Below are 20353 nucleotides of genomic sequence, written 5' to 3'. Positions count from 1 at the left end.
CGGAGATTCAGCTCTTCTGGTTGTTCATGTTGAAGAACCACACCGCGTAGTACTCGTTGGTGTCCTTGTCGACCGCGGCGACCGTCACCATGGTCGTCTCGTCGCTGGTCATCAGACCGGAGGCCGACACCGAACCCGAGTAGGTCCGGCCGCTGGCGTCGGTGATGATCGGGGCGCGGTTCTGGCCCGAGCCGGTGAACGCGTACCAGCCCTTGTCCGCCAGGTCCTTCGGCACGCCCACGCCGACGCGGTCGCTCGCGCGCACGTCCAGGCTGGTGAGCTTCTTCTGCTCGGAGTCCTTCGAGGCCTGCTGGGCACACTTGGCGAGCTCGGCGTCGGAGATCGCCTTGCCGCCGTTGTAGCAGGTCGGCTCCGCCCGGACCGACGAGGTGCCGACGACCAGCGTGGCCTCGTTCTTGGGCGGCTTGCCGTTGTCCACGGCCTGGTAGACGCCGAAACCGACGAGGCCGGCACCGACGACGGTGGCGGCTGCGAGTCCGGCGGTGACGCTGGTGCTGAGGCTCATGCGCAAGAGGCTACTCGCCTTCCGTGATCACGTAACAGCGGGGTGGCCGAGTCGCGCGAGGTTACGCCACGCGCGGACGGGCCGCCGACCGGCGCGGCCCGATCCGCAGCAGCGACCGGAACGTCCACAGCAGCATCGCCGCCGTCACCCCCGCCGCCAGCCACAGACCCAGCTCCGCGTTCAACGGCAGCGAGATGCCCACCACGCCGCCCACCACCCAGCTCAGCTGAAGCGCCGTCTCCGAGCGGGCGAACGCCGACGTGCGCACCGCCTCCGGCACATCACGCTGGATCAGCGCGTCCAGCGCCAGCTTCGCCAGCGACGCCGCCATGCCCGCCGTCGCCGCCACCACCGTCACCGTCACGATGCCGTACCAGAGCGCCGCCGCACCCGCCGCCAGCGTCGCCAGCGCCAGCATCACCGTCACCGTCAACTCGGAACCGCGGGTGCGCAGCCACGAACCCAGCACCGAACCCAGCGCGTTGCCCAGACCCGCCGCCGCCGCGACCGCGCCCAGCGCCACCGTCTCCGGCAGCCCGCCCGGCGGGTTCTTGCGGATCAGGAACGCCAGGAACATCACCAGGAACCCGACCAGCCAGCGCAGCCCCGCCACCCCGCGCAGCGCCATGATCACCGACGGCCCGACCGCCCGCAGCACCCCCTTCGGACGCGCCTCGGACGGCTCCGCGAGCAACTCCGCCCGCTGCTCGCCCTTCGCCGAATCCACCTGGTGCGGCAGGTGAAACGCCATCAGGGTGCCGATCACGAACACCACGAACGCCCCGCGGAGCGGCCAGTCCGGCCCGATCAGGTGCAGCAGCCCGCCGACCCCGCCCGCCACCAGCGTCGCCACCAGACCCGCCAGCGTGACCCGCGAGTTCGCCTTCACCAACGACAACTGGGCCGGCAACAGCCGCGGCACCACCACGCTGCGCACCACCCCGTACGCCTTCGACGCCACCAGCACACCCAGCGCCGTCGGATACAGCGCCAGCCCGCCGCCGGGCACCAGACCCGCCATCACCCAGGCCAGCACCGCCCGGGCCAGCATCGCCATCGCCATCGCGGAACGCCGGCCGTTCGGCAACCGGTCCAGCAGCGGGCCGATCACCGGGGCCAGCACCGCGAACGGCGCCATCGTGATCACCAGGTAGAGCGCCACCCGGCCGCGGGCCTCGCCGGTCGGCACCGAGAAGAAGATGGTCGACGCCAACGCCACCGTGATCAGCATGTCGCCGAACGAATTCAGCGCGTGCAGCTCGATCAGCTTCGCCAGGCCCGACTCGCCCGCGCCCTCCGCCGACGTCGCCCGCCGGATCCGCCGCCCCGTGCCGTGCACCACCCGCCCCGTGCGCGCCCCCGCCGCCGACGCGCCCCGCGCCCACACCCCGCGCGGCTTCACCGTCGGAGGTTCCTTCGCGTCCTCCTGGCGCGCGGTCGGGCGTGGCTCGTCCGCCTCCGGCTCGCCGGGGGCTACGGGATGCTGCCGCGGCGCGTTCGACGGCTCCGGCCGGCTCTCGTCCTGCCCGGGGCGCAGTCCGTGCTGCGGCGGGTTCTCCTCCGCCACAAGCCCATCCTGCCCGACAAACGCACGCCGTACGAGTGATTGCCACGGGCGCGGCGCGCCCGTCCCCGCGGCCCCGGACTGTGCTCCACCGCCGACCGGCGGGTAGCCTGCACTACGCGCCTGCCCGGCCTGCGCAGGGGGTGGCCGACCGGGGCGGCGCGGCCCGGCCACGGAGCGGTCCCCGGTCGAGCAGAATAGATCGGTCCCGCGTCAGCGGGGGTTGCTCTGGTGACGTGGCAGCGGCAACCGGCGCGAGCCCGCCCTGTGCGGGGGCCGTCTCGGGACAGACCGCAGGATGACAGGACTGGGAGAGAACCGACGCCGTGAGTGCTGCGATGCGAAGCCGTACCCCTGACCGGCTCTGTGCCGAGGCCGTCGAGCTCGCCCGCCAGGCAGCCGTGGAGAGCGTCGGAGAGTCCGTCGTCGGCTCCCACGTGAAGGCCAACGCCGACGCCGAGCGCCTGGTCACCCACACCTTCGAGTGCCTCGACCCCGCCTACCGGGGCTGGCACTGGGCGGTGACCGTGGCCCGCGCTCCGCGCGCCAAGAACGTCACGCTCGACGAGATCGCACTGCTGCCCGGCCCCGACGCCGTCCTCGCCCCCCAGTGGGTGCCGTGGAGCGAGCGCCTGCTGCCCGGCGACCTCGGCCCCGGCGACCTGCTGCCCACCGGCGCGGACGACCTGCGCCTGGAGCCCGGCTGGACCGGCGAGGACGAGCCCGCCCCGAACTCGGTGCTGGTCGAAGCCGCCGAGGACGACCTGGTGATCACCGAGGCCGGGATCCAGCCGCCGCCGGCCCGCGCCGAGATCGGTGCCGTGGCCGACGAGCTGGGCTTCGGCCGCCCCCGCGTGCTCTCCCGGAGGGGCCTGCACCAGGCCGCCGAACGCTGGGAGACCGCGTACGGACCTCAGACGCCGATGGCGCAGTCCGCACCCGCCTCCTGCAGCACCTGCGGCTTCCTGGTGCCGATCGGCGGCTCGCTCGGGCAGGCGTTCGGCGTCTGCGGCAACGAGTTCAGTCCTGCCGACGGCCAGGTCGTCTCGCTCGCGTACGGCTGCGGCGCGCACTCCGAGGCCGCGGTGCTGCCGGCTCCGCCGGTGCCGTCCGAGCTGATCCTCGACGAGACGGTGGTCGAGCCGCTGCACATCCACGCGGACCGCGACTCGGGCTCCGTCGAGCCGGACGCTCCCGCTGAGGAGCTCGGGCACTCGTAGCGGGCGCGAGAACAGGGGCGGGGAACTGCGCGACAAGCGCTCACCACGTCCGCAAGGTCGCGATCAAGTGCAGGTCATTGTCCTGCGTCGCGATCTTGCGGTGGGGTGCCTTCCGCTTCGCGCAGTTCCCCGCGCCCCTGGTTGCGCTCCCTGGTTGCGCTCCCTGGTTGTGGCTCTTGCCGTCGTTGGCCCCTGGCAGAATGCCGAGTCGTTACGCAGACCACGCGAAGGGCGGCTCGGCACGTGGAGTCTCGGATCATCGGCAGCGCGGCGGCACCCGAGGGGCCGGATGTGTTCGACACGGCTCGGCTGCGGCACACCGTGGTGGCTGCGTGGACGGCTGCGCCGGCGAGATTCCGGGAGGATGCGAACGCCGAGGAGGAGCTGGCGCTCGGGGGGTACCGGGATCGGCTGGTCGTCGAGCTGGCGCAGAACGCCGCCGATGCGGCGGCCCGTGCGGGGGTGGCCGGGCGGCTCCGGCTGACGTTGCGGGACGGGGTGCTGGCGGCGGCCAACACGGGGGCGCCGCTGGACGCGGAGGCGGTGGAGTCGTTGTCCACGCTGCGGGCGTCCGCGAAGCGTGGGGACGAGCGGCCGGTGGTCGGGCGGTTCGGCGTGGGGTTCTCCGCGGTGCTGGCCGTCAGTGACGAGCCGGCGGTGCTGAGCCACTCCGGTGGGGTGCGCTGGTCGCTCGTCGAGGCGCGGGCGCTGGTCGCGCAACGGCCGGAGCTGGCCGAGGAGTTGACGCGGCGGGAAGGGCACGTGCCGCTGTTGCGGCTGCCGTTCCCGGCGCAGGGACAGGCCCCGGAGGGCTATGACACGGTGGTGGTGCTGCCGCTGCGCGACAGTGCCGCCGAGGACCTGACGGGCCGGCTGCTGGCGGCGATCGACGACGCGCTGCTGCTGACCCTGCCGGGCCTGGCCGAGGTGGTGGTGGAGACCGCCGAGGGCGTGCGGACGCTGACCCGCGGTGAGCGGGCGCCGCGGCCCGAGCAGCTGCCGGTCGTCACCGTCACCGACGGGGAGCGGAGCACCGGCTGGCAGATCGTCAGCGCGTCCGGGACGGCCTCGGCGGAGCTGCTGGCCGACCGCACCACCGAGGAGCGGGCCCGGCCGCAGTGGACGCTGACCTGGGCCGTCCCGGTGGACGGGCAGGGCCGGCCGCAGCGGCCCGGCACCGCGGCCGTGGTGCACGCCCCGACGCCGAGCGACGAGCCGCTCGGGGTGCCCGCGCTGCTGATCGCCTCGTTCCCGCTCGACCCGACCCGCCGGCACGTCGCGCCCGGCCCGCTGACCGACTTCCTGGTCGAGCGCGCCGCCGAGGCCTTCGTCGAGCTGCTGCGGGCCCGCGGCGCCGACGCGCACTCGCTGGACCTGGTGCCGTCCCCGCTCGGCGGGAGCGCGCTCGACAACGCGCTGCGCACCGCGATCCTGGACCGCCTGCCCGGCACGCCGTTCCTGCCGCACCCGCGCGGCACCGAGGAGGGCACCCCGGCGCTGCGTCCGCGCGACGCGCTGGTGCTGGAGGGCGCCGACCACTCGGTGGTGGAGGCGCTCGCCCCGATCTTCCCCGGCCTGCTGCCGGCCGGCCTGGAGCGCCGCACCGAGCTGCGCACGCTGGGGGTGCGCCGGGTGCCGCTGGCCGAGGTGGTCGACCAGCTGGGCGGCCTGGAGCGGGATCCGGCCTGGTGGCGGAGCCTGTACGCGGCGCTGGCCGGCGCCGACCCGGAGGCGCTCGGCGCGCTGCCCGTCCCGCTGGCCGACGGCCGTACGGTGACCGGCCCGCGCCGGGTCCTGCTGCCGTCCGACGCCGCCGACTGGGCCGGCTTCGAGGGCTACCCCGAGTCGCTGGCCGAGGCCCTGGACCTGCTCGACCTGCGCCTCGCCCACCCCGAGGCCGCGCACCCGCTGCTGGCCAAGCTCGGCGCCGCCACCGCCACCCCCGGCGGCCTGCTGGAGACCCCCGAACTGCGCGCGGCCGTTGCTCGTTCGCTGGAGCTCGGCGAGGACGACTACGACGCCGCGGTGGACCTCGCGGACGCCGTGCTGGCCGTGGTGAAGGCCGCCGCGCCGGCCCCCGGTGAGTACCCGTGGCTGGCCCGGCTGGCGCTGCCCGACGACGAGGGCGAACTCGCCCGGGCGGGCGAACTGCTGCTCCCCGAAAGCCCGTTGGCGAACCTGGCGGGCGAGGACGACGCCGCGTTCGTGGACGAGGACCTGCTGGAGCGCTGGGGCCCGGAGGTGCTGGCCGCGGCCGGTGTGCTCACCACGTTCACCCTGGTGCGCGCCGAGGACGTCGTGCTCGACCCCGACGACCTGGAGCGCCTCGACCCCACCGCCCCCGCCGACCGCGCGGCCGGCGGCGCCCCCACCGGCCTGATCGACGAGGCCCCCGACGGCCTCGCCGACTGGTGCGAGGACGCCCTGGAGGCCCTGCACGCCGACGACGCGGGCGAGTTGGGCGTCCCGCCGGTCGCCGCCGAACTGCTCGCCGTCCGCGACCTCGACCTGGTCGCCGACGACGCCTGGCCCGAGGCGCTCGCGCTGCTCGCCCGCCCCCCGTACCGGGACGCCGTCGTCACGCCGGTGCGCACCCTGCTGCCCGACGGCACCTACACCGACCTGCCGTCGTACACCGCCTGGTGGCTGCGCGACCACCCCGTGCTGGACGGCCGGGAGCCCGCCGGCCTGCGCGCGGCCGGCGCCGACCCGCTGCTGCGCGGCCTGTACGACGAGGCCCGGACGAGCCTGGACCCGCAGTTCCTGCACGCCCTCGGGGTGCGCACCACGCTGGCCGCGCTGCTCGCCGAACCGCACGGCCCCGAGGAACTGATCGACCGCCTCACCGATCCGCTGTCCGACGTCACCCACCGCCAACTGCACGGCGTCTACAGCGCGTTGGCGGCCCTCCCGGCCGAGCGGGTGGAGGGCCTGGACGTGGTGCGGGCACTGGCCCCGCTGGACGGCGGCACCGGCCGCCGGGACGACCGCACGGTAATCGTCGACGCCACCGCCGCGGTCGTCGCCGACGCCCCCGACCTGGTCGAGCTGCTGCACGACCACCCGGTGCTGCCCGTCCACCCCGCGCTCGCCCCCGCGCTCGCCGAGCGGCTGCACGTCTCGCTCGCCAGCGAGGTGGCCGGCGGCCGGGTGCTCTCCGAGGGCACCCTGCACCGCACCCCCGCCGTGGTCCGCGAACTGCTCCCCGGCTGCCCCGCCGTGTACGAGGAGCACGAGGAACTGCTGGTCGTCGGCCCCGACGGCGAGGACGCCCGGGTGGACTGGCGCTGGGACACCGCCGCCATCGCCCCCGAGCTGCCCTACGACCCCGAGGACGCGGACGAGGCCGACGAGAACGACGAATTCGAGGTGCCGCCGGTGCCCGGACTGCTGCACGCCTCGACGCCCGAGGGCCTGGCCGCGGGCCTCGCCTGGTCCGTCCAGCAGTGGCACCGCCGGTTCGAGATCCTGGCCGCGCTCACCGAGCCCGACCGGGCGTACGAGCTGCTGGCGGCCCGCGACTACGAGTGACGCCCCGGGAGGAGGCCTACGCCGCGTGGGCCTCCTCCTTCTTCTCGACGTTCTTCTCGACGAACACCCGCGAGGTGATCTCCAGCAGACACCCGGCGACCGCCGCGATCGCGACGCCGATCAGGGGGTCGCGCCAGCCGACCAGCTGGAGCTGGAAGAAGTCGGACAGCCACGGCACCACCAGCACCAGCGCGAACGCGCCGGACATGGCGCCGATCAGCAGCAGCCGCCACCAGGTGTAGGGGCGGGCGACGATCGCCAGCACCCAGATCGCGGAGATGAACAGCGTCAGGGTGGCGACCGAGGTGTCCGCCTTCAGCTCGGTGGCGTGGTCGGCGCGGGCCAGCGCGTAGGCGACGAACGTGGCGGTGCCGCAGATGATGCCGCCCGGGATCGCCAGCCGCAGCACCCGTCGCACGAACCCGGTCCGGGCCCGCTCGTTGTTCGGGGCCAGGGCCAGGAAGAACGCCGGGATGCCGATGGTCAGCGAGGACAGCACCGTCGAGTGCCGGGGCAGGAACGGGTACGGGACCTGGGTGAACACCACCAGCAGTGCCAGCAGCACCGAGTAGACGGTCTTCACCAGGAACAGCCCGGCCACCCGCTCGATGTTGCCGATCACCCGGCGGCCCTCGGCGACCACCGACGGCAGGGTGGCGAACCGGTCGTCCAGCAGCACGATCTGCGCGACCGCCCGGGTCGCGTCCGAGCCGGTGCCCATCGCCACGCCGATGTCGGCGTCCTTCAGCGCCAGCACGTCGTTCACGCCGTCGCCGGTCATCGCGACCGTGTGGCCCTTCGACTGCAACGCGCCGACCAGCGCCCGCTTCTGCTGCGGGGTGACCCGGCCGAACACCGCGGTGCGCTCGGCGACCTCGGCCAGCTGCTCGGGGTCGGTGGGCAGCTTGCGGGCGTCCGTCGCGGTCTCCGCGCCGGGCAGGCCCAGGTGGGCGGCGACCGCGCCGACCGAGACCGCGCTGTCGCCGGAGATCACCTTCGCCCGGACGTCCTGCGAGCGGAAGTAGCGCAGGGTGTCCGCGGCGTCCTCGCGCACCCGCTGCTGGAGCACCAGCAGGGCGAGCGGCTCCAGCTGGGCTGCCGGGTCGGGGTCGTCCAGCGGCAGCGGGCTGCGGCCCAGCAGCAGCACCCGCAGGCCCTTCGCGCCGAGCTCGTCGACCTCGGCCAGCGCCGGATGCCCGGTCGGCAGCAGCACGTCGGGGGCGCCCAGCAGCCAGCTGCCCTCGGTGCCGCCCGGCTCCAGCAGCTGCACGCCGCTCCACTTGCGGGCCGAGGAGAACGGGATCGCCTCCAGCAGCCGCCAGCGGCCCTCCTCCGGCGGCCCGTACGCGTCGATGACGGCCCGCATGCTCGGGTTCGGGCGGGTGTCGGCCGCGCCGATCGCGCCGAGCGCCTCGGCGATCCGGGCCTTGTCGGCGGCGCCGATCGGGCGCAGGTCGATCAGGTCCATGCCGCCCTCGGTGAGGGTGCCGGTCTTGTCCAGGCAGACCGTGTCGACCCGGGCCAGGCCCTCGATCGCGGGCAGCTCCTGCACCAGGCACTGCTTGCGGCCCAGCCGGATCACGCCGATCGCGAAGGCCACCGAGGTCAGCAGCACCAGGCCCTCCGGGACCATCGGCACGATGCCGGCCACCATCCGGCGGACGGCCTCCTGCCAGTCGTGGCGCTGCACCGCGAGCTGGCTGATGATCAGGCCCAGCGCGGTCGGGATCAGCAGGTACGTGATGATCCGCAGGATCTGGTCGATGCCGGTGCGCAGCTCCGACTTGACCAGCGTGAACTTGCTGGCTTCCTCGGCGAGCTTGGCGGCGTACGCCTCCCGGCCGACCTTGGTCGCGGTGAACGCGCCCGCGCCGGCCACCACGAACGAGCCCGACATCACGTGGTCGCCCGGGTGCTTGTGCACCGGGTCCGGCTCGCCGGTCAGCAGCGACTCGTCGATCTCCAGGCCGTCCGCCTCGGTGACCGTGCCGTCCACCACGACCTTGTCGCCGACGCCGAGCAGCACGGTGTCGTCCAGCACGATCTCGCTGGTGGCGACCTGGACGGCCGCGCCTTCGCGACGCACCTGCGGGCGGGCCTCGCCGATCAGTGCCAGGCTGTCCAGGGTCTTCTTGGCGCGCAGCTCCTGCACGATGCCGATCGCCGTGTTGGCGACGATGACCAGGCCGAACAGGCCGTCCTGGATCGGGCCGACCACCAGGATGATGCCGAACATCACGCCGATGATCGCGTTGAACCGGGTGAACACATTGGCCCGGACGATCTCCCGCACCGAGCGGCTGGAACGCGCCGGCACGTCGTTGACCTGCCCGCGGGCGACCCGCTCCGCCACCTCGGCCGCCGTCAGGCCGGGTCGGTACGACCCGCCCGCGCCGGAGGGGTGCGCGCCGGGGCTCGCAGGGGCGGTGCCTTCCGCTGGGTGCGTCATGGCACCGACTCTAGGTGGGTGATTTGGGCGGTGCGCCGTGCCTCGGCCGTTTCGTGCCGGACGAGTGGAGCGTCACACCTTCTGGTCGGAGTTCTCCGCCGCCTCGGCGGCACGGGCGCGGCGGATCGCGTCCCGGCGGGCCCGGCAGTACTTCAGGCCGATCAGGCCGAGCAGGCCGCCGGACAGGCAGATCCACGGCCAGCTGCCGTGGTCGTGGTCGGACAGCCAGCCCTGGAACGGCAGCAGCACCACGAAACCGACGAACCACAGCACCGTGCCGGCGCCGACAATGGCGACGTCGTTCGCCTCGAGCGGCGGGGGAGCGGAGCGCAGCGCGGTCTTGGGCATGCGCCTAGCCTACGGGGCGGGCCCGGGCGGGCGGCGGGGTCCGGCGGGTGCGCCGCTGTTTCGTATTCGACCGATGCTGATCGCAAGGGGGTTGCGGGGGGATCGTAAGGGCCTCGCTCTACGCGCGAAGATGGCGCGTCCACGACGGGGATCGCCATACTGAAACTCCCCCCACCCTTGCCTCACCCGATCGAGGACGCCCGAATGTCTCAGGCCCAGTCGACCACCGCGTCGCCCGAGCCCGCCCAGCCTGCGCCGCAGCCCTCGTCCGGCGCGCTGGATCGTTACTTCAGAATCTCCGAGCGCGGCTCCACGCTGCCCCGCGAGATCCGCGGTGGTGTCGCCACGTTCTTCACCATGGCGTACATCCTGGTGCTCAACCCGATCATCCTGGCCTCGGCCACGGACATGAACGGCACCCACCTCAACAGCGCCCAGCTGGTCACCGCGACCGCGCTCACCGCCGGTCTGACCACCCTGCTGATGGGCGTCATCGGCAACGTTCCGATCGGTCTCGCCGCGGGCCTGGGCGTCAACACCATCGTGGCGCTCCAGCTCGCCCCCAAGATGACCTGGCCCGACGCCATGGGCATGGTGGTGCTGGCCGGTATCGCGATCATGCTGCTGGTCGCCACCGGCCTGCGCGAGCGCGTCATGAACGCCGTCCCGCTCGGGCTGCGCAAGGCCATCGCCATCGGCATCGGCCTGTTCATCGCGCTGGTCGGCCTGGTCGACTCCGGCTTCGTCTCCCGCATCCCGGACGCCGCCCACACCACCGTCCCGCTGCAGCTCGGCGTCGGCGGCCACCTGCACGGCTGGCCGGTCCTGATCTTCATCATCGGCCTGCTGCTCACCATGGCGCTGGTCGTGCGCAAGGTTCCCGGCGCGATCCTGATCTCGATCGCCGTGATGACCGCCGCCGCGGTGATCATCCAGCAGTTCGCGAACCTCGCCCCCGAGCACTGGGGCCTCACCGTCCCGGCCTGGCCCGGCAACCCCGTCGCCACCCCCGACTTCGGTCTGGTCGGCCAGGTCAGCCTGTTCGGCGGCTTCTCCAAGGTCGGCGTGCTGACCGGCATCCTGTTCGTCTTCACCGTGCTGATGAGCTGCTTCTTCGACGCGATGGGCACCATCCTCGGCGTCGCCGACGAGGCCCACCTGCTCGACGAGAAGGGCGACCTGCCCGGCATCAACAAGGTCCTGATGATCGACGGCATCGCGACCGCCGCCGGTGGCGCGACCTCGTCCTCCGCGAACACCTGCTTCGTCGAGTCCACCGCCGGCGTCGGCGAGGGCGCCCGCACCGGCTTCGCGTCCGTCGTCACCGGCGCGCTCTTCATGATCGCGCTCTTCCTCACCCCGCTGGCGACCATGGTCCCCGCCCAGGCCGCCACGCCCGCGCTGGTCACCGTCGGTTTCCTGATCCTGGCGAACTCGATCAAGGACATCGACTGGACCGACTACACCATCGCGATGCCGGCCTTCCTCACCATCGCGATGATGCCGTTCACCTACTCGATCACCAACGGCATCGGCTTCGGCTTCATCGCCTTCTGCCTCCTCCGCGTGGTCGCCGGCCGCGCCCGCACCGTCCCGATCCCGATGTACGCGGTTGCCGCGGTCTTCGCGTTCTACTACCTGATGCCGGCCCTCGGCCTGCTCTGACCTCAGGTCGTACGACGGCCCTTCCCCGCGAATCTTGCGGGGGAGGGCCGTTGTCGTTCTCGGTGTGGGGACGAGGAGGATCTCTCTATCGTGGTGTGGACGGTCCGGCGGAGGGACGATCCATGACGCGCACGGTCATCGACCTCGACGACGCCCTTCTCGCGGAGGCGCAGCAGCTCTTCGGAACGACCACCAAGGTCGCCACGGTCAATGCGGCGCTACTGGAGGCCGTGAAGCGGGCCAGGCGGACAGAACTTGCCGACGCTATTGCCAGCGGGGAGTTCGACCTCCTGGATGCGGACCGGTCAGGCGGTGGTGCGGGTGACCAGGTCGTCGATGGTTTGGGCGGGGCGGAGGGTTTCGAAGTGGATGGTGCCCGAGGCGTCGGTGCGGGCGCCGTACACGGGGGGTTCGGGGAGTGAGTTGTAGCTGAAGTGGTGGGAGGCGTAGTAGGCGCCGGTGTCGAGGAGGCAGACCAGGTCGCCGGGTTCGAGGAGGGGGAGGGGGCGGTTGCGGGCGACCAGGTCGCCGGCGAAGCAGCAGGGGCCGGCGATGTCCTGCGGGACGGTCTCGCCGTGCTTGGCGGCGCCGGACGGGGTGTGGGCGGTGAGGCGCAGGGGCCAGCTGTCGGGCATGAAGACGGTGCGGGTGGCGACCTGGGCGCCGGCATGGCCGACGGCGATGGCGCGGCCGCCGGCCTGCTTGGTGTATTCGATGTAGGAGGCGGTGAAGCCGGCCTTGGCGAGCACGGAGCGGCCGAATTCGGTGACGAGCCGGTAGCCGCCGTCGAAGAGCGCGGGGGCGTGCCGGCGCAGTTCGTCGACGTAGGTGTCCCAGCCGGGGGTGATCCGGTCGTCGGTGAAGTTGACGGGGAGGCCGCCGCCGAGGTCGATGCCGGTGATCTGGCGGCGGCCGAGCTCGCGGTTGACGCGTTCGGCGAAGTCGACGGTCGCGCCGACGCCGGCGGCCATCAGGGAGAGGTCGATGCCCTGCGAGCCGATGTGGCAGTGCAGCCAGGTCAGCCAGGGGCGGGCGCGGAAGGCGTCGATCAGGCGTTCCGCGTTGCCGGGATCGGCGAGCGGGATGCCGAACTTGGAGGTGGCGGTCGCGGTGCTCATCGCCGCGATGCTGCCGCCGCCGACCTGCGGGTTGACCCGGACGCCGATCCGGGAGGTGGTGGGGCGGCGGGCGAGCAGGTCGTCGACGCGGGTGAGTTCCTGCCAGTTGTCGATGTTGACGGCGACGCCGAGGTCGAGCGCGAGGGTCAGCTCGCGGCGGGTCTTGGCGGGGGAGTCGAGCACGATCCGGTCCGGCGCGAAGCCGGCGGCCAGGGCCTGTGCGAATTCGCCGGGGCTGGCGACCTCGCAGCCCATGCCGAGGCCGCGGAGTCGGCGCAGTACCGGTCCGAGCGGGTTGGCCTTGGCGGCGAAGGCGTGCAGCACGTCGAGCCGGGCGGGGAACGCGGCGTGCAGAGCGGCGACGGTCTCGGTGACGGCGTCGAGGTCGAGGAAGGCGGCGAGCGGGGCGTCTTCCGGGTCGAGCAGGCCGTGCTGGACGGCCGCGCGGAGGACGAGTTCACGGCGTTCGGCGCCGATCAGGGGCTGGTGGTCGGTCATGGGGCACGCTCCGCGCGAGGTCGGCAGGAAGGGGGACCGGGCCCGGTCGTGGTTCCGGGCCGTGGCTCCAGCGTGCGGTTCGGGGTGCCTTGGTGTCTGTGCCCGCCGCGCCGGGTTTCGGCGGGTGCGGCAGGGCGCGTGCACCGCCGGAGGCGCCCGTTCGGGTGAGGCCGGTGCGGGGCGGCGGTTCGGGCGGGCCGGGGGTGCGCGGGCGGACGGGCGGCGGGCGGGCGGAGGGCGGAGTGGTGTCCGGGCACCGGTTCGCCGGCCCGATGTGGTGTCAGGGCGTGGTGGGGTCGTCCAGCAGCCGGAGTTGGAGGTGGGCGAGCAGGCGGGCGTCGGAGTTGGAGACGTCCAGGCCGGAGATCTTCAGGACCTTGTTGTGGAACCGGTTGGCGAAGGTGGTGCGGGCCACGCCCAGGGTGTCGGCGGCGCGGCCGAGTTCGCGTGAGTGGTCGAGGTAGGCGCGCAGGGCGTCCAGTGGGGTGCGGTCGCCCTTCTGCTCGGCGTGCTCGACCAGCCGGGAGACCGAGGTGCGGACGGGGAGCGGCAGGTCGCGCAGGGCTTCGACGATGTGTCGCAGGGCGACCGCGTCGGCGACCTGGTCGACGGTGGCGCTGTTGAGCTCGCCCCGGCCGAACAGCAGCCCGCTGAGGGCGAGTTCGGCGGATTCGCGGGAGCGGGAGGCGTGGTCGAGGCGGTCCTGGACCGGGCCGAGGCCGGCCAGGACGCGGGTCTTCAGGTGGGCGGACAGGTCGGCGGTCAGCCGGCGGCCGTAGTCGGCGACCTGGAGTTCGGCGGTGGGCAGGTCGGCGGCGAGGCCGGCCAGCAGGATCAGCACGCCGCGTTCGCCGGGGAGCAGCAGGGAGCTGCGGCCGGGGCCGGCGGGGTGCCAGCCGGCGTGCCGGGCGAGCCGGATCCGCAGGTCGTCGTCGAGGGGGCCGGCGACGCCGACGGCGAGGACGGCGCAGTGGGTGTCGGCGGGCAGGCCGCTGTGCCGGGCGAGCAGGGTGCCGGAGCCCCGGCCGTCCAGGACGGCGCGGGTGGCTTCGGTGAGCAGTTCGCTGCGGCCGTGGTGCCGGGAGTGGTGGTGCAACAGGTGGGCGGCGGCCAGTCGGGCGGCGACCCGCAGGGCTTCGACGGCGCTGTCCTGGAGGGTGTGTCCGTTCAGTGCGGCGACCCAGATCGAGCCGAGGCGTTCGCCGCCGGCCTGGACCGCCACCGCCATCCGTTCCGGGATGTCGCCGGCGGCGCGGCGGTGCAACACCTGTTCGGTGGACCAGAGTTCTTTGAAGAAGCCGTCCTCGGTCATCGCCCGGCGGCGTTCCTCGGGGACCTGGCCGGTGGAGATGGTGAGGATCCGGATCGGGTCGAGGGCGGCGCTCTCCGCGTAGTGCGCGAGGACCCGGGAGTCCGGGTCCTCGATGGTCACGGCGCCCTGTACCTGGACGGCGATCAGGCGGGCCAGTCCGCCGAGGTCGCCGAGCGGCACGTTGGCGCTGTCGGGGACGGGGCCGATCGCGGCGGCGGCTTCCAGGGTGCCGATCAGCCGCGGCCAGTTCATCCACGCGGCGCGGAACAGCAGTGCCGTACCGGCCTGTTCGGCGAGCGCCCGCAGTTCCTGCTTGCGGTCGAGGTGGCGGGCCTCGCGCAGCACCACGCCCGCCGCGCCGGCCGCTCCGGCCGTGCGCAGCAGGTCCTCGGCCTCGGTGCTGTGCGAGTCGAGGCCGGCGGCGACCACCAGGTCGCCCCGGCCGATCGGCCGGTCGAGCGGGTCGTGCACCACCAGCTGCCGGACGGTCGTCTGCGCCTGGGGCAGTGCCGCCACCTCGATCCGGGAGCCGACCAGGTCGATCAGCCCTTCCAGGGTCTGCGGCCGCACCATCGGCCGGTCCCACGCGTCCTCGCCCATCGGACGACCTCCCCAGCTGCGCGTATCGCCGTTCGGCCTTCAACTCCCCCTGGTTTCAGCCGAGTCGGGCCATCCTAGGTCGCTCTGGCGTCGACGGTGCGGAAAACCGGAAGCTCCGCAGGTGGGCGGGCCGCTAGTGTGGGCGCGTCCTAGGGCGGCTGTTTACCGCTCTATTCGTGGCGCGAACAACGCGCCCGCAACCCAGGGAGTTGCTGATCATGGTACGTACCCTCGTCGGCGAGCTGCCGTCCGCACTGGACGGGACAGTGACGGTCAAGGGGTGGGTGAACACGCTGCGACTGCAGAGCAGGATGCAGTTCGTGGTGGTGCGGGACCACACCGGCATGGTGCAGGTGACCCACCGGCGCGGGGGTGACGGAGACCAACTCGACGAGATCCTACGGGGGTTGACGCCGGAGTCGGCGGTGGAGATCACCGGCAAGGTGGTCGCCAACCCGGTGGTGAAGCTCGGCGGGCTGGAGATCCTGCCGGAGCGGATCGAGGTGGTATCGGCCGCCGAACCAGGCCTGCCGATCACCGCGGAGACCGGCGCGGAACAGCGTCTGAACTGGCGTTTCCTGGACTTGCGGCGCCCCGAGCGGCGGCTGGTGTTCGAGGTGCAGACCACCGTCGAGCAGGCGATGCGGGAGGTCGCCGCCGAGGAGGGCTTCACCGAGCTGCACACGCCGAAACTGATGGGCACGGCCTCCGAGTCGGGCGCCGAGGTGTTCAAGGTCGGGTACTTCGACCGGACGGCGTACCTTGCGCAGTCGCCGCAGTTCTACAAGCAGATGGCGATCGCCAGTGGCATCGACCGGGTCTTCGAGATCGGCCCGGTGTTCCGTGCGGAGCCTTCGTTCACCTCCCGGCACGCCACCGAATTCACCGGCGTGGACGTCGAGTTGGCCTGGATCGACAGCGTCGAGGACGTGATGTCCTTCCAGGAGCGGATGCTGCACCGGGTGCTGGCCCGGGTCGCCGAACGGCACGGCGAACAGATCGAGCAGCACGGGGACACCCGCGTCGTGGTGCCCGAACTCCCCTTCCCCCGGCTGACGATGGCCGAGGTCACGGCGAAGCTCCGGGCCGCCGGCTGGGACCGGGAGGGCGTGCGGGAGGACCTCGACCCGGAGGGCGAGCGGCTGCTCAGCGCGCTGGTGGCCGAGGAGAGCGGGCACGAGTTCGTGTTCGTCACCCGATTCCCGGCCTCGGTGCGGCCGTTCTACCATCACCGGCCCGCCGACGACCCGACCGTCACCGAGTCCTACGACCTGCTGTGGAAGGGCGTGGAGATCACCACCGGCGCCCAGCGCGAGCACCGGCACGGCCAACTCGTCGCGCAGGCGCGGGAGAAGGGCATGGACGCGAGCCCCGAAGGCCCGCTCGGCCGCTACCTGGACTGCTTCCGCTACGGGATGCCCCCGCACGGCGGCTTCGGCCTGGGCCTCGGCCGGGTGCTGATGCTGGCCCTCGGGCTGTCCTCGATCCGGGACGCGGTCTTCCTGTTCCGCGGGCCGAACCGGCTGGAGCCGTAAGGCAGTTCAACTTCCGGTGCGGGCCGACCCGGCCGGCCAGAGCACGTACACCGGCACCCCGGCGGCCCGGGCGGTGGCGACCATGTCGGCCGTCCCGCCCGGGCCGTTGCCCGGCCCGCCGTCCCAGACCGCGACCAACTCGTCTGTCAGCGCGAGCAGTTCGGTGTTGGCGGCGACGTAGGCGGCGTCGTCGAGCACGGCCGCGGGTAGCACCAGCACCCGGTCGGCGGCGGCGCGCAGCCGGGCGAAGTCGGCTGCGGCGGCCGCGGTTTGCGGGCCGGGGTAGGACGGGCTCGGCAGCACGGCGACCAGGCGGCCGCCGCGGGCCAGTACGGCGTCCGCGAACAGCGTGTCCGCGCCCGGGGCGAGGCACGACAGCCCCGTCAACTCCTCAGCGGGGTAAGGCGCGAGGAGCGCGTCGAGGGCGGCGCGCACCGCGCGGGTGGTGGTCGGGGTGAGGTCCATGTGCCCGGTCACGGCAATCACGGCCATGTCGGCGCTCCCTCGTGCGGCGGATCGTGCTGCACCGGATCCTGCCAGGGCTTCGTTGCCGGGCCGGCGAGTTGACGGGGATTTCGCCGAATGGCGCACGGTGGGGGCGCAGTTGAGGACTGCGCAGATCAGGGGTGCGCCGCACGCTGGACAGCCGCGCCCCACCCGGCCGACAATCGCGCCATGAGCGCTCAGGAGTTCGGCACCGAGCTGGCCCGTCCCTCGCAGGGCGAGCGGGACAGCGCGCTGGAAGTGCTGCGGGACGGCGTCGGCAGCGGTCGGCTCTCCCACGACACCTTCATCCGCCGGATGGAACTGGTCCTCACCGCCCGCAGTCGCGCCGAACTCGCCGAGGTGGTCGGCGATCTGCGCACCTACGGCCCGGTCTCCCGGCTGCTGCTGCGCACCGTCGCCAAGGTCTCCTCGCTCAACGTCCGGCTGCGGCAGACCTGGCAGGCCGAGCAGCTCACCCGGCTCCAGCTCCCCGCCCCGGCCGTCGGCCGCCTGCTGATCGGCCGGATGACCGGCTCCGGCCTGCGCCTCGGCGACGCGACGGTCTCCCGCCGGCACGCCGAGCTGCGCTTCGAGGGCGGCGACTGGGTGCTCTACGACCTCGGCTCCAGCAACGGCACCTTCGTCAACGACCGCCGCCTGGCCGGCGGCACCGTCGTCCGCCCCGGCGACCGCCTGCGCTTCGGTCGGCTGGGCTTCCAGCTCAGCGCGGACTGAGTCTGCCGGGCCTCGGGCAGGGTTGATCGAAATCCAATTTTCTTTAGCTTTGGTAATGACGTAGGCTAAGGACATGCCCGAGATGTCCGAGGACGACCTGGTGGCGATCAGCCAGCTGAGGTCGTCCGCGATGCGTTTGGCCCGACGGTTGCGACACCAACGGGTCGAGGAGTCGCTGAGCCCCACCGAAATGGGGGTGCTCGGCACGCTTGCCCGCTGTGGCAAAGCGACGCCCGGTGAGCTGGCGCGCAAGGAGCACGTCCAGCCGCCCTCCATGACCAGGATCATCGCGATGCTGGAGGAGAAGGGCCTGGTGCGGCGCGAGCCGCACCCCGAGGACCGCCGGCAGGTGGTGGTCAGCAGTACCGAACAGGCAGAGCAGATCCTCAACGAGTCCCGCAGGCGGCGCAACGCCTGGCTGGCGGAGCTCGCCCACGGCCTCGACGAGGAGGAGTGGGAGCGGCTGAGAGATGCCGCGCCCGTGCTCTACAAACTGGCCCACCTGTAAGCGTTTTCAGACCGACTCGGACCGCCTCAGGGCAAACGAAGGGGCTCACCGCATCACCGCAACAACCACCAGTGCCACACACCGCGCCGCGGCCGTCGAAACGGCCGCGGCGCGTCGAGGGGAGACAACTGTGACACCGCCGGCCGCCCGCGCCGCCGCGATCCGCACCGCGACCATCCGCACCGACCTCCGAACCGACCCCCGACGCATCAGTGCCCGCCCCGCCGGGCAGCGCACCGACGAACCGTTCGCCGACGAGACGGCCGCAAACGAACCCGCGCCCACCGGCGCCCCCGCCGCGCAGAGCCAGGCACCCGCCCCCACGGGCCTGCCGGGCAGCGGCGACGACGACCCCGAGGAACGCACCGCGGCGGAGATCCCCGCCGCTTCGCCGGGCCGGTTCACCCGCCCGGGAGGGATGTTCTCGTCCCTGCGCATCCGCAACTACCGGTACTACTTCGCCGGTCAGGTCGTCTCGAACACCGGCACCTGGATGCAGCGCATCGCCCAGGACTGGCTGGTCCTCAGCCTCACCGGCAGCCCCTTCGCGGTCGGCATCACCACCGCCATGCAGTTCCTGCCCATGCTGCTGCTCGGCCTGTGGGGCGGCGTCCTCGCCGACCGGCTGCCCAAGCGCCGCCTGCTGATCGCCACCCAGGGCGCGATGGGCCTGCTCGCCGCCGGCCTCGCCCTGCTCACCATCACCGGCACCGTCACGCCCGTCGTGGTCTACCTGTTCGCGCTGCTGCTCGGCCTGGTCACGGTGGTCGACAACCCGACCCGGCAGGCCTTCGTCAGCGAGATGGTGCCCCCGCGCGACCTCGCCAACGCCGTCAGCCTGAACGCCGCCAACTTCCAGACCGCCCGGCTGGTCGGCCCCGCCGTGGCCGGTGCGCTGATCGCCGCGGTCGGCAGCGGCTGGGCGTTCGCCGTCAACGCGCTGTCCTTCGCCGCGGTCATCGGCGGCCTGCTCGCCATGCGCAGCAGCGAACTGCGCCCCGTCGAGCGGATCGCCCGCGAACGCGGACAGCTCCGCGAAGGACTGCGCTACGTCCGGGAACGCCCCGAACTGCTGTGGCCGATGGTGCTGGCCGGCTTCATCGGCACCTTCGGGTTCAACTTCCCGACCCTGCTCTCCGGCTTCGCCCGCGACACCTTCCACGTCGGCGCGGGCGCGTACGGCCTGCTCAACACCGCGATGGCGGTCGGCTCGCTGGCCGGCGCACTGCTCGCCGCACGGCGCGGCGCGCCCCGGCTGCGCCGCCTGGTCTTCGCGGCGCTGGCGTTCGGCGCACTGGAGATCATGGCCGCGTTCGCGCCCGGCTACTGGACGTTCGCGCTGCTGCTCACCCTGATCGGCATCTTCGGCCTGACCTTCAACACCTCGGTCAACTCGGCGCTCCAGCTCGGCACCGACCCCGAGATGCGCGGCCGGGTCATGGGCCTGCTGGTCCTGGTCTTCACCGGCGGCACCCCGATCGGCGCCCCGCTGGTCGGCTGGATCACCGCCGAGTACGGCCCCCGCCTCGGCCTGCTCGCCTGCGGACTGGTCTCCGCCGCGGCCGCCGGCGTGGTCGCCCTGGTGCTCGGCCGGATCAGCGGCCTGCGGCTCCGGTTCGACCTGCACCCGGTGCGGACCCGCGGGCGGGTGTTCTCGGTGGTGCAGAAGAGCGACCTGGCGACTGCCTGCTAGTGCCGCGGGACGCGCTGTTCCAGCACCTGGCCCGGCCACGGGCCGGTCGGCTGGTCGACGGTGAACGTGGCGGTCCGGGTGAACCCGAGCCGCTCGTACTGCTCGACCAGCCGGCCGTCGCCGCCCGCGTAGCAGTCCACCCGCAGCAGGTCGATGCCGCGGCCCCGGGCCTCGCGCAGCGCGTCCGCGATCAGCGCGGAACCGATGCCGGAACCACTGTGCACGCGGTCGGTGACCAGCCAGCGCACGTACAACTCCCGCTCCGGCACCGGCGGCGCGTACGACGGCGCATCCTCCGAGAGGACGCTGATGCCCAGCGCGTCGCCCCCGCCCGCGGCCCGCTCGGCGACCCGCACCAACTGCTCGCGGCACGCCTGCTCGGCCCGCGCCACCGACTCCGGACGCTGCGACCACGGCACCGACCCCCACTGCCCGGTACGGCCCTGCGCGGTCAGCCAGGCGACCGCGCCATCGATGAGGGAGAGCAGAGCGGGAGCGGAGTCGGGACCTCCGGTGCGGATGCGCATGGCCTCCTTTCTATCCGGTGGCGGCCGTCGGGCGGTAG

16 protein-coding genes are annotated in these 20353 nt (G+C 73.1%); 8 read left to right on the top strand and 8 right to left on the bottom strand.

The window, feature by feature from the left end; genetic code table 11:
- Positions 1 to 7 precede the first annotated feature (7 nt).
- The gene (locus ACFYS8_RS10535; protein WP_387638578.1) at positions 8 to 526 is read right to left on the bottom strand and encodes a hypothetical protein; all 519 of its coding nucleotides are present in this window, start codon (positions 524 to 526) and stop codon (positions 8 to 10) included.
- Positions 527 to 587: 61 nt separating this feature from the next.
- Positions 588 to 1928, bottom strand: coding sequence for an MFS transporter (locus ACFYS8_RS10530; protein ID WP_387638903.1), 1341 nt, complete (start codon positions 1926 to 1928; stop codon positions 588 to 590).
- Between the two features lie 500 nt (positions 1929 to 2428).
- On the opposite strand from ACFYS8_RS10530, the gene ACFYS8_RS10525 reads away from it, so the two are divergent.
- Positions 2429 to 3310 (top strand): DUF3027 domain-containing protein, encoded by an 882-nt coding sequence (locus tag ACFYS8_RS10525; RefSeq protein ID WP_387638576.1) that lies wholly within the window; start codon positions 2429 to 2431, stop codon positions 3308 to 3310.
- Positions 3311 to 3553: 243 nt separating this feature from the next.
- Positions 3554 to 6841, top strand: coding sequence for a sacsin N-terminal ATP-binding-like domain-containing protein (locus ACFYS8_RS10520; protein ID WP_387638573.1), 3288 nt, complete (start codon positions 3554 to 3556; stop codon positions 6839 to 6841).
- A 16-nt stretch (positions 6842 to 6857) separates the two neighbouring features.
- Here ACFYS8_RS10520 and ACFYS8_RS10515 read toward each other — a convergent pair whose 3' ends face one another.
- Positions 6858 to 9290 carry an HAD-IC family P-type ATPase gene (locus ACFYS8_RS10515; protein WP_387638570.1) on the bottom strand — a complete coding sequence of 811 codons (2433 nt, stop codon included), beginning with the start codon at positions 9288 to 9290 and terminating at the stop codon, positions 6858 to 6860.
- A gap of 72 nt (positions 9291 to 9362) precedes the next feature.
- Positions 9363 to 9638, bottom strand: a complete 276-nt coding sequence (locus ACFYS8_RS10510; RefSeq protein WP_387638567.1) for a DUF2530 domain-containing protein — start codon at positions 9636 to 9638, stop codon at positions 9363 to 9365.
- A 204-nt stretch (positions 9639 to 9842) separates the two neighbouring features.
- Here ACFYS8_RS10510 and ACFYS8_RS10505 point away from each other — a divergent pair, with 204 nt between their 5' ends.
- Together ACFYS8_RS10505 and ACFYS8_RS10500 are read left to right on the top strand one after the other, a co-directional pair.
- Positions 9843 to 11303: an NCS2 family permease gene (locus ACFYS8_RS10505; RefSeq protein WP_387638565.1), complete on the top strand. Its 1461-nt coding sequence runs from the start codon at positions 9843 to 9845 to the stop codon at positions 11301 to 11303.
- A 122-nt stretch (positions 11304 to 11425) separates the two neighbouring features.
- Positions 11426 to 11725, top strand: coding sequence for a type II toxin-antitoxin system VapB family antitoxin (locus ACFYS8_RS10500; RefSeq protein WP_387638562.1), 300 nt, complete (start codon positions 11426 to 11428; stop codon positions 11723 to 11725).
- Here ACFYS8_RS10500 and ACFYS8_RS10495 read toward each other — a convergent pair.
- Positions 11609 to 12919: a diaminopimelate decarboxylase gene (locus ACFYS8_RS10495; protein ID WP_387638560.1), complete on the bottom strand. Its 1311-nt coding sequence runs from the start codon at positions 12917 to 12919 to the stop codon at positions 11609 to 11611. The genes ACFYS8_RS10500 and ACFYS8_RS10495 overlap by 117 nt on opposite strands.
- A 280-nt stretch (positions 12920 to 13199) precedes the next feature.
- Positions 13200 to 14831: a helix-turn-helix domain-containing protein gene (locus ACFYS8_RS10490; protein WP_387638557.1), complete on the bottom strand. Its 1632-nt coding sequence runs from the start codon at positions 14829 to 14831 to the stop codon at positions 13200 to 13202.
- Between the two features lie 218 nt (positions 14832 to 15049).
- On the opposite strand from ACFYS8_RS10490, the gene aspS reads away from it, so the two are divergent.
- Complete coding sequence (gene aspS / locus ACFYS8_RS10485) at positions 15050 to 16366, top strand: aspartate--tRNA(Asn) ligase (protein WP_387638556.1); 1317 nt, start codon at positions 15050 to 15052, stop codon at positions 16364 to 16366.
- A gap of 6 nt (positions 16367 to 16372) precedes the next feature.
- Here aspS and ACFYS8_RS10480 read toward each other — a convergent pair whose 3' ends face one another.
- On the bottom strand, positions 16373 to 16858 hold the full coding sequence (locus ACFYS8_RS10480) for a hypothetical protein (RefSeq protein ID WP_387638554.1): 486 nt from the start codon (positions 16856 to 16858) through the stop codon (positions 16373 to 16375).
- A gap of 183 nt (positions 16859 to 17041) precedes the next feature.
- On the opposite strand from ACFYS8_RS10480, the gene ACFYS8_RS10475 reads away from it, so the two are divergent.
- From ACFYS8_RS10475 to ACFYS8_RS10465, 3 genes are all read left to right on the top strand, one after another.
- On the top strand, positions 17042 to 17587 hold the full coding sequence (locus ACFYS8_RS10475) for an FHA domain-containing protein (protein WP_387638551.1): 546 nt from the start codon (positions 17042 to 17044) through the stop codon (positions 17585 to 17587).
- 73 nt (positions 17588 to 17660) lie between these two features.
- Positions 17661 to 18095, top strand: coding sequence for a MarR family winged helix-turn-helix transcriptional regulator (locus tag ACFYS8_RS10470; RefSeq protein ID WP_387638549.1), 435 nt, complete (start codon positions 17661 to 17663; stop codon positions 18093 to 18095).
- A 418-nt stretch (positions 18096 to 18513) separates the two neighbouring features.
- Positions 18514 to 19788 (top strand): MFS transporter, encoded by a 1275-nt coding sequence (locus ACFYS8_RS10465; protein WP_387638900.1) that lies wholly within the window; start codon positions 18514 to 18516, stop codon positions 19786 to 19788.
- Here the strand turns inward: ACFYS8_RS10465 and ACFYS8_RS10460 are convergent.
- Positions 19785 to 20315: a GNAT family N-acetyltransferase gene (locus ACFYS8_RS10460; RefSeq protein ID WP_387638547.1), complete on the bottom strand. Its 531-nt coding sequence runs from the start codon at positions 20313 to 20315 to the stop codon at positions 19785 to 19787. The two genes, ACFYS8_RS10465 and ACFYS8_RS10460, sit on opposite strands and share 4 nt — an antisense overlap.
- Positions 20316 to 20353 lie beyond the last annotated feature (38 nt).

The sequence above is a fragment of the Kitasatospora sp. NPDC004615 genome, from assembly GCF_042873545.1.
GTDB lineage: Bacteria > Actinomycetota > Actinomycetes > Streptomycetales > Streptomycetaceae > Kitasatospora.
This window is presented reverse-complemented; position numbering and strand designations above follow the sequence as displayed.

Coding starts and splice junctions, on each gene's coding strand:
- ACFYS8_RS10535 (WP_387638578.1), bottom strand. CDS start 526: ATGAGCCTCAGCACCAGCGTCACCGCCGGACTCGCAGCCGCCACCGTC.
- ACFYS8_RS10525 (WP_387638576.1), top strand. CDS start 2,429: ATGCGAAGCCGTACCCCTGACCGGCTCTGTGCCGAGGCCGTCGAGCTC.
- ACFYS8_RS10515 (WP_387638570.1), bottom strand. CDS start 9,290: ATGACGCACCCAGCGGAAGGCACCGCCCCTGCGAGCCCCGGCGCGCAC.
- ACFYS8_RS10510 (WP_387638567.1), bottom strand. CDS start 9,638: ATGCCCAAGACCGCGCTGCGCTCCGCTCCCCCGCCGCTCGAGGCGAAC.
- ACFYS8_RS10505 (WP_387638565.1), top strand. CDS start 9,843: ATGTCTCAGGCCCAGTCGACCACCGCGTCGCCCGAGCCCGCCCAGCCT.
- ACFYS8_RS10500 (WP_387638562.1), top strand. CDS start 11,426: ATGACGCGCACGGTCATCGACCTCGACGACGCCCTTCTCGCGGAGGCG.
- ACFYS8_RS10495 (WP_387638560.1), bottom strand. CDS start 12,919: ATGACCGACCACCAGCCCCTGATCGGCGCCGAACGCCGTGAACTCGTC.
- ACFYS8_RS10490 (WP_387638557.1), bottom strand. CDS start 14,831: ATGGGCGAGGACGCGTGGGACCGGCCGATGGTGCGGCCGCAGACCCTG.
- aspS (WP_387638556.1), top strand. CDS start 15,050: ATGGTACGTACCCTCGTCGGCGAGCTGCCGTCCGCACTGGACGGGACA.
- ACFYS8_RS10480 (WP_387638554.1), bottom strand. CDS start 16,858: ATGGCCGTGATTGCCGTGACCGGGCACATGGACCTCACCCCGACCACC.
- ACFYS8_RS10475 (WP_387638551.1), top strand. CDS start 17,042: ATGAGCGCTCAGGAGTTCGGCACCGAGCTGGCCCGTCCCTCGCAGGGC.
- ACFYS8_RS10470 (WP_387638549.1), top strand. CDS start 17,661: ATGCCCGAGATGTCCGAGGACGACCTGGTGGCGATCAGCCAGCTGAGG.
- ACFYS8_RS10465 (WP_387638900.1), top strand. CDS start 18,514: ATGTTCTCGTCCCTGCGCATCCGCAACTACCGGTACTACTTCGCCGGT.
- ACFYS8_RS10460 (WP_387638547.1), bottom strand. CDS start 20,315: ATGCGCATCCGCACCGGAGGTCCCGACTCCGCTCCCGCTCTGCTCTCC.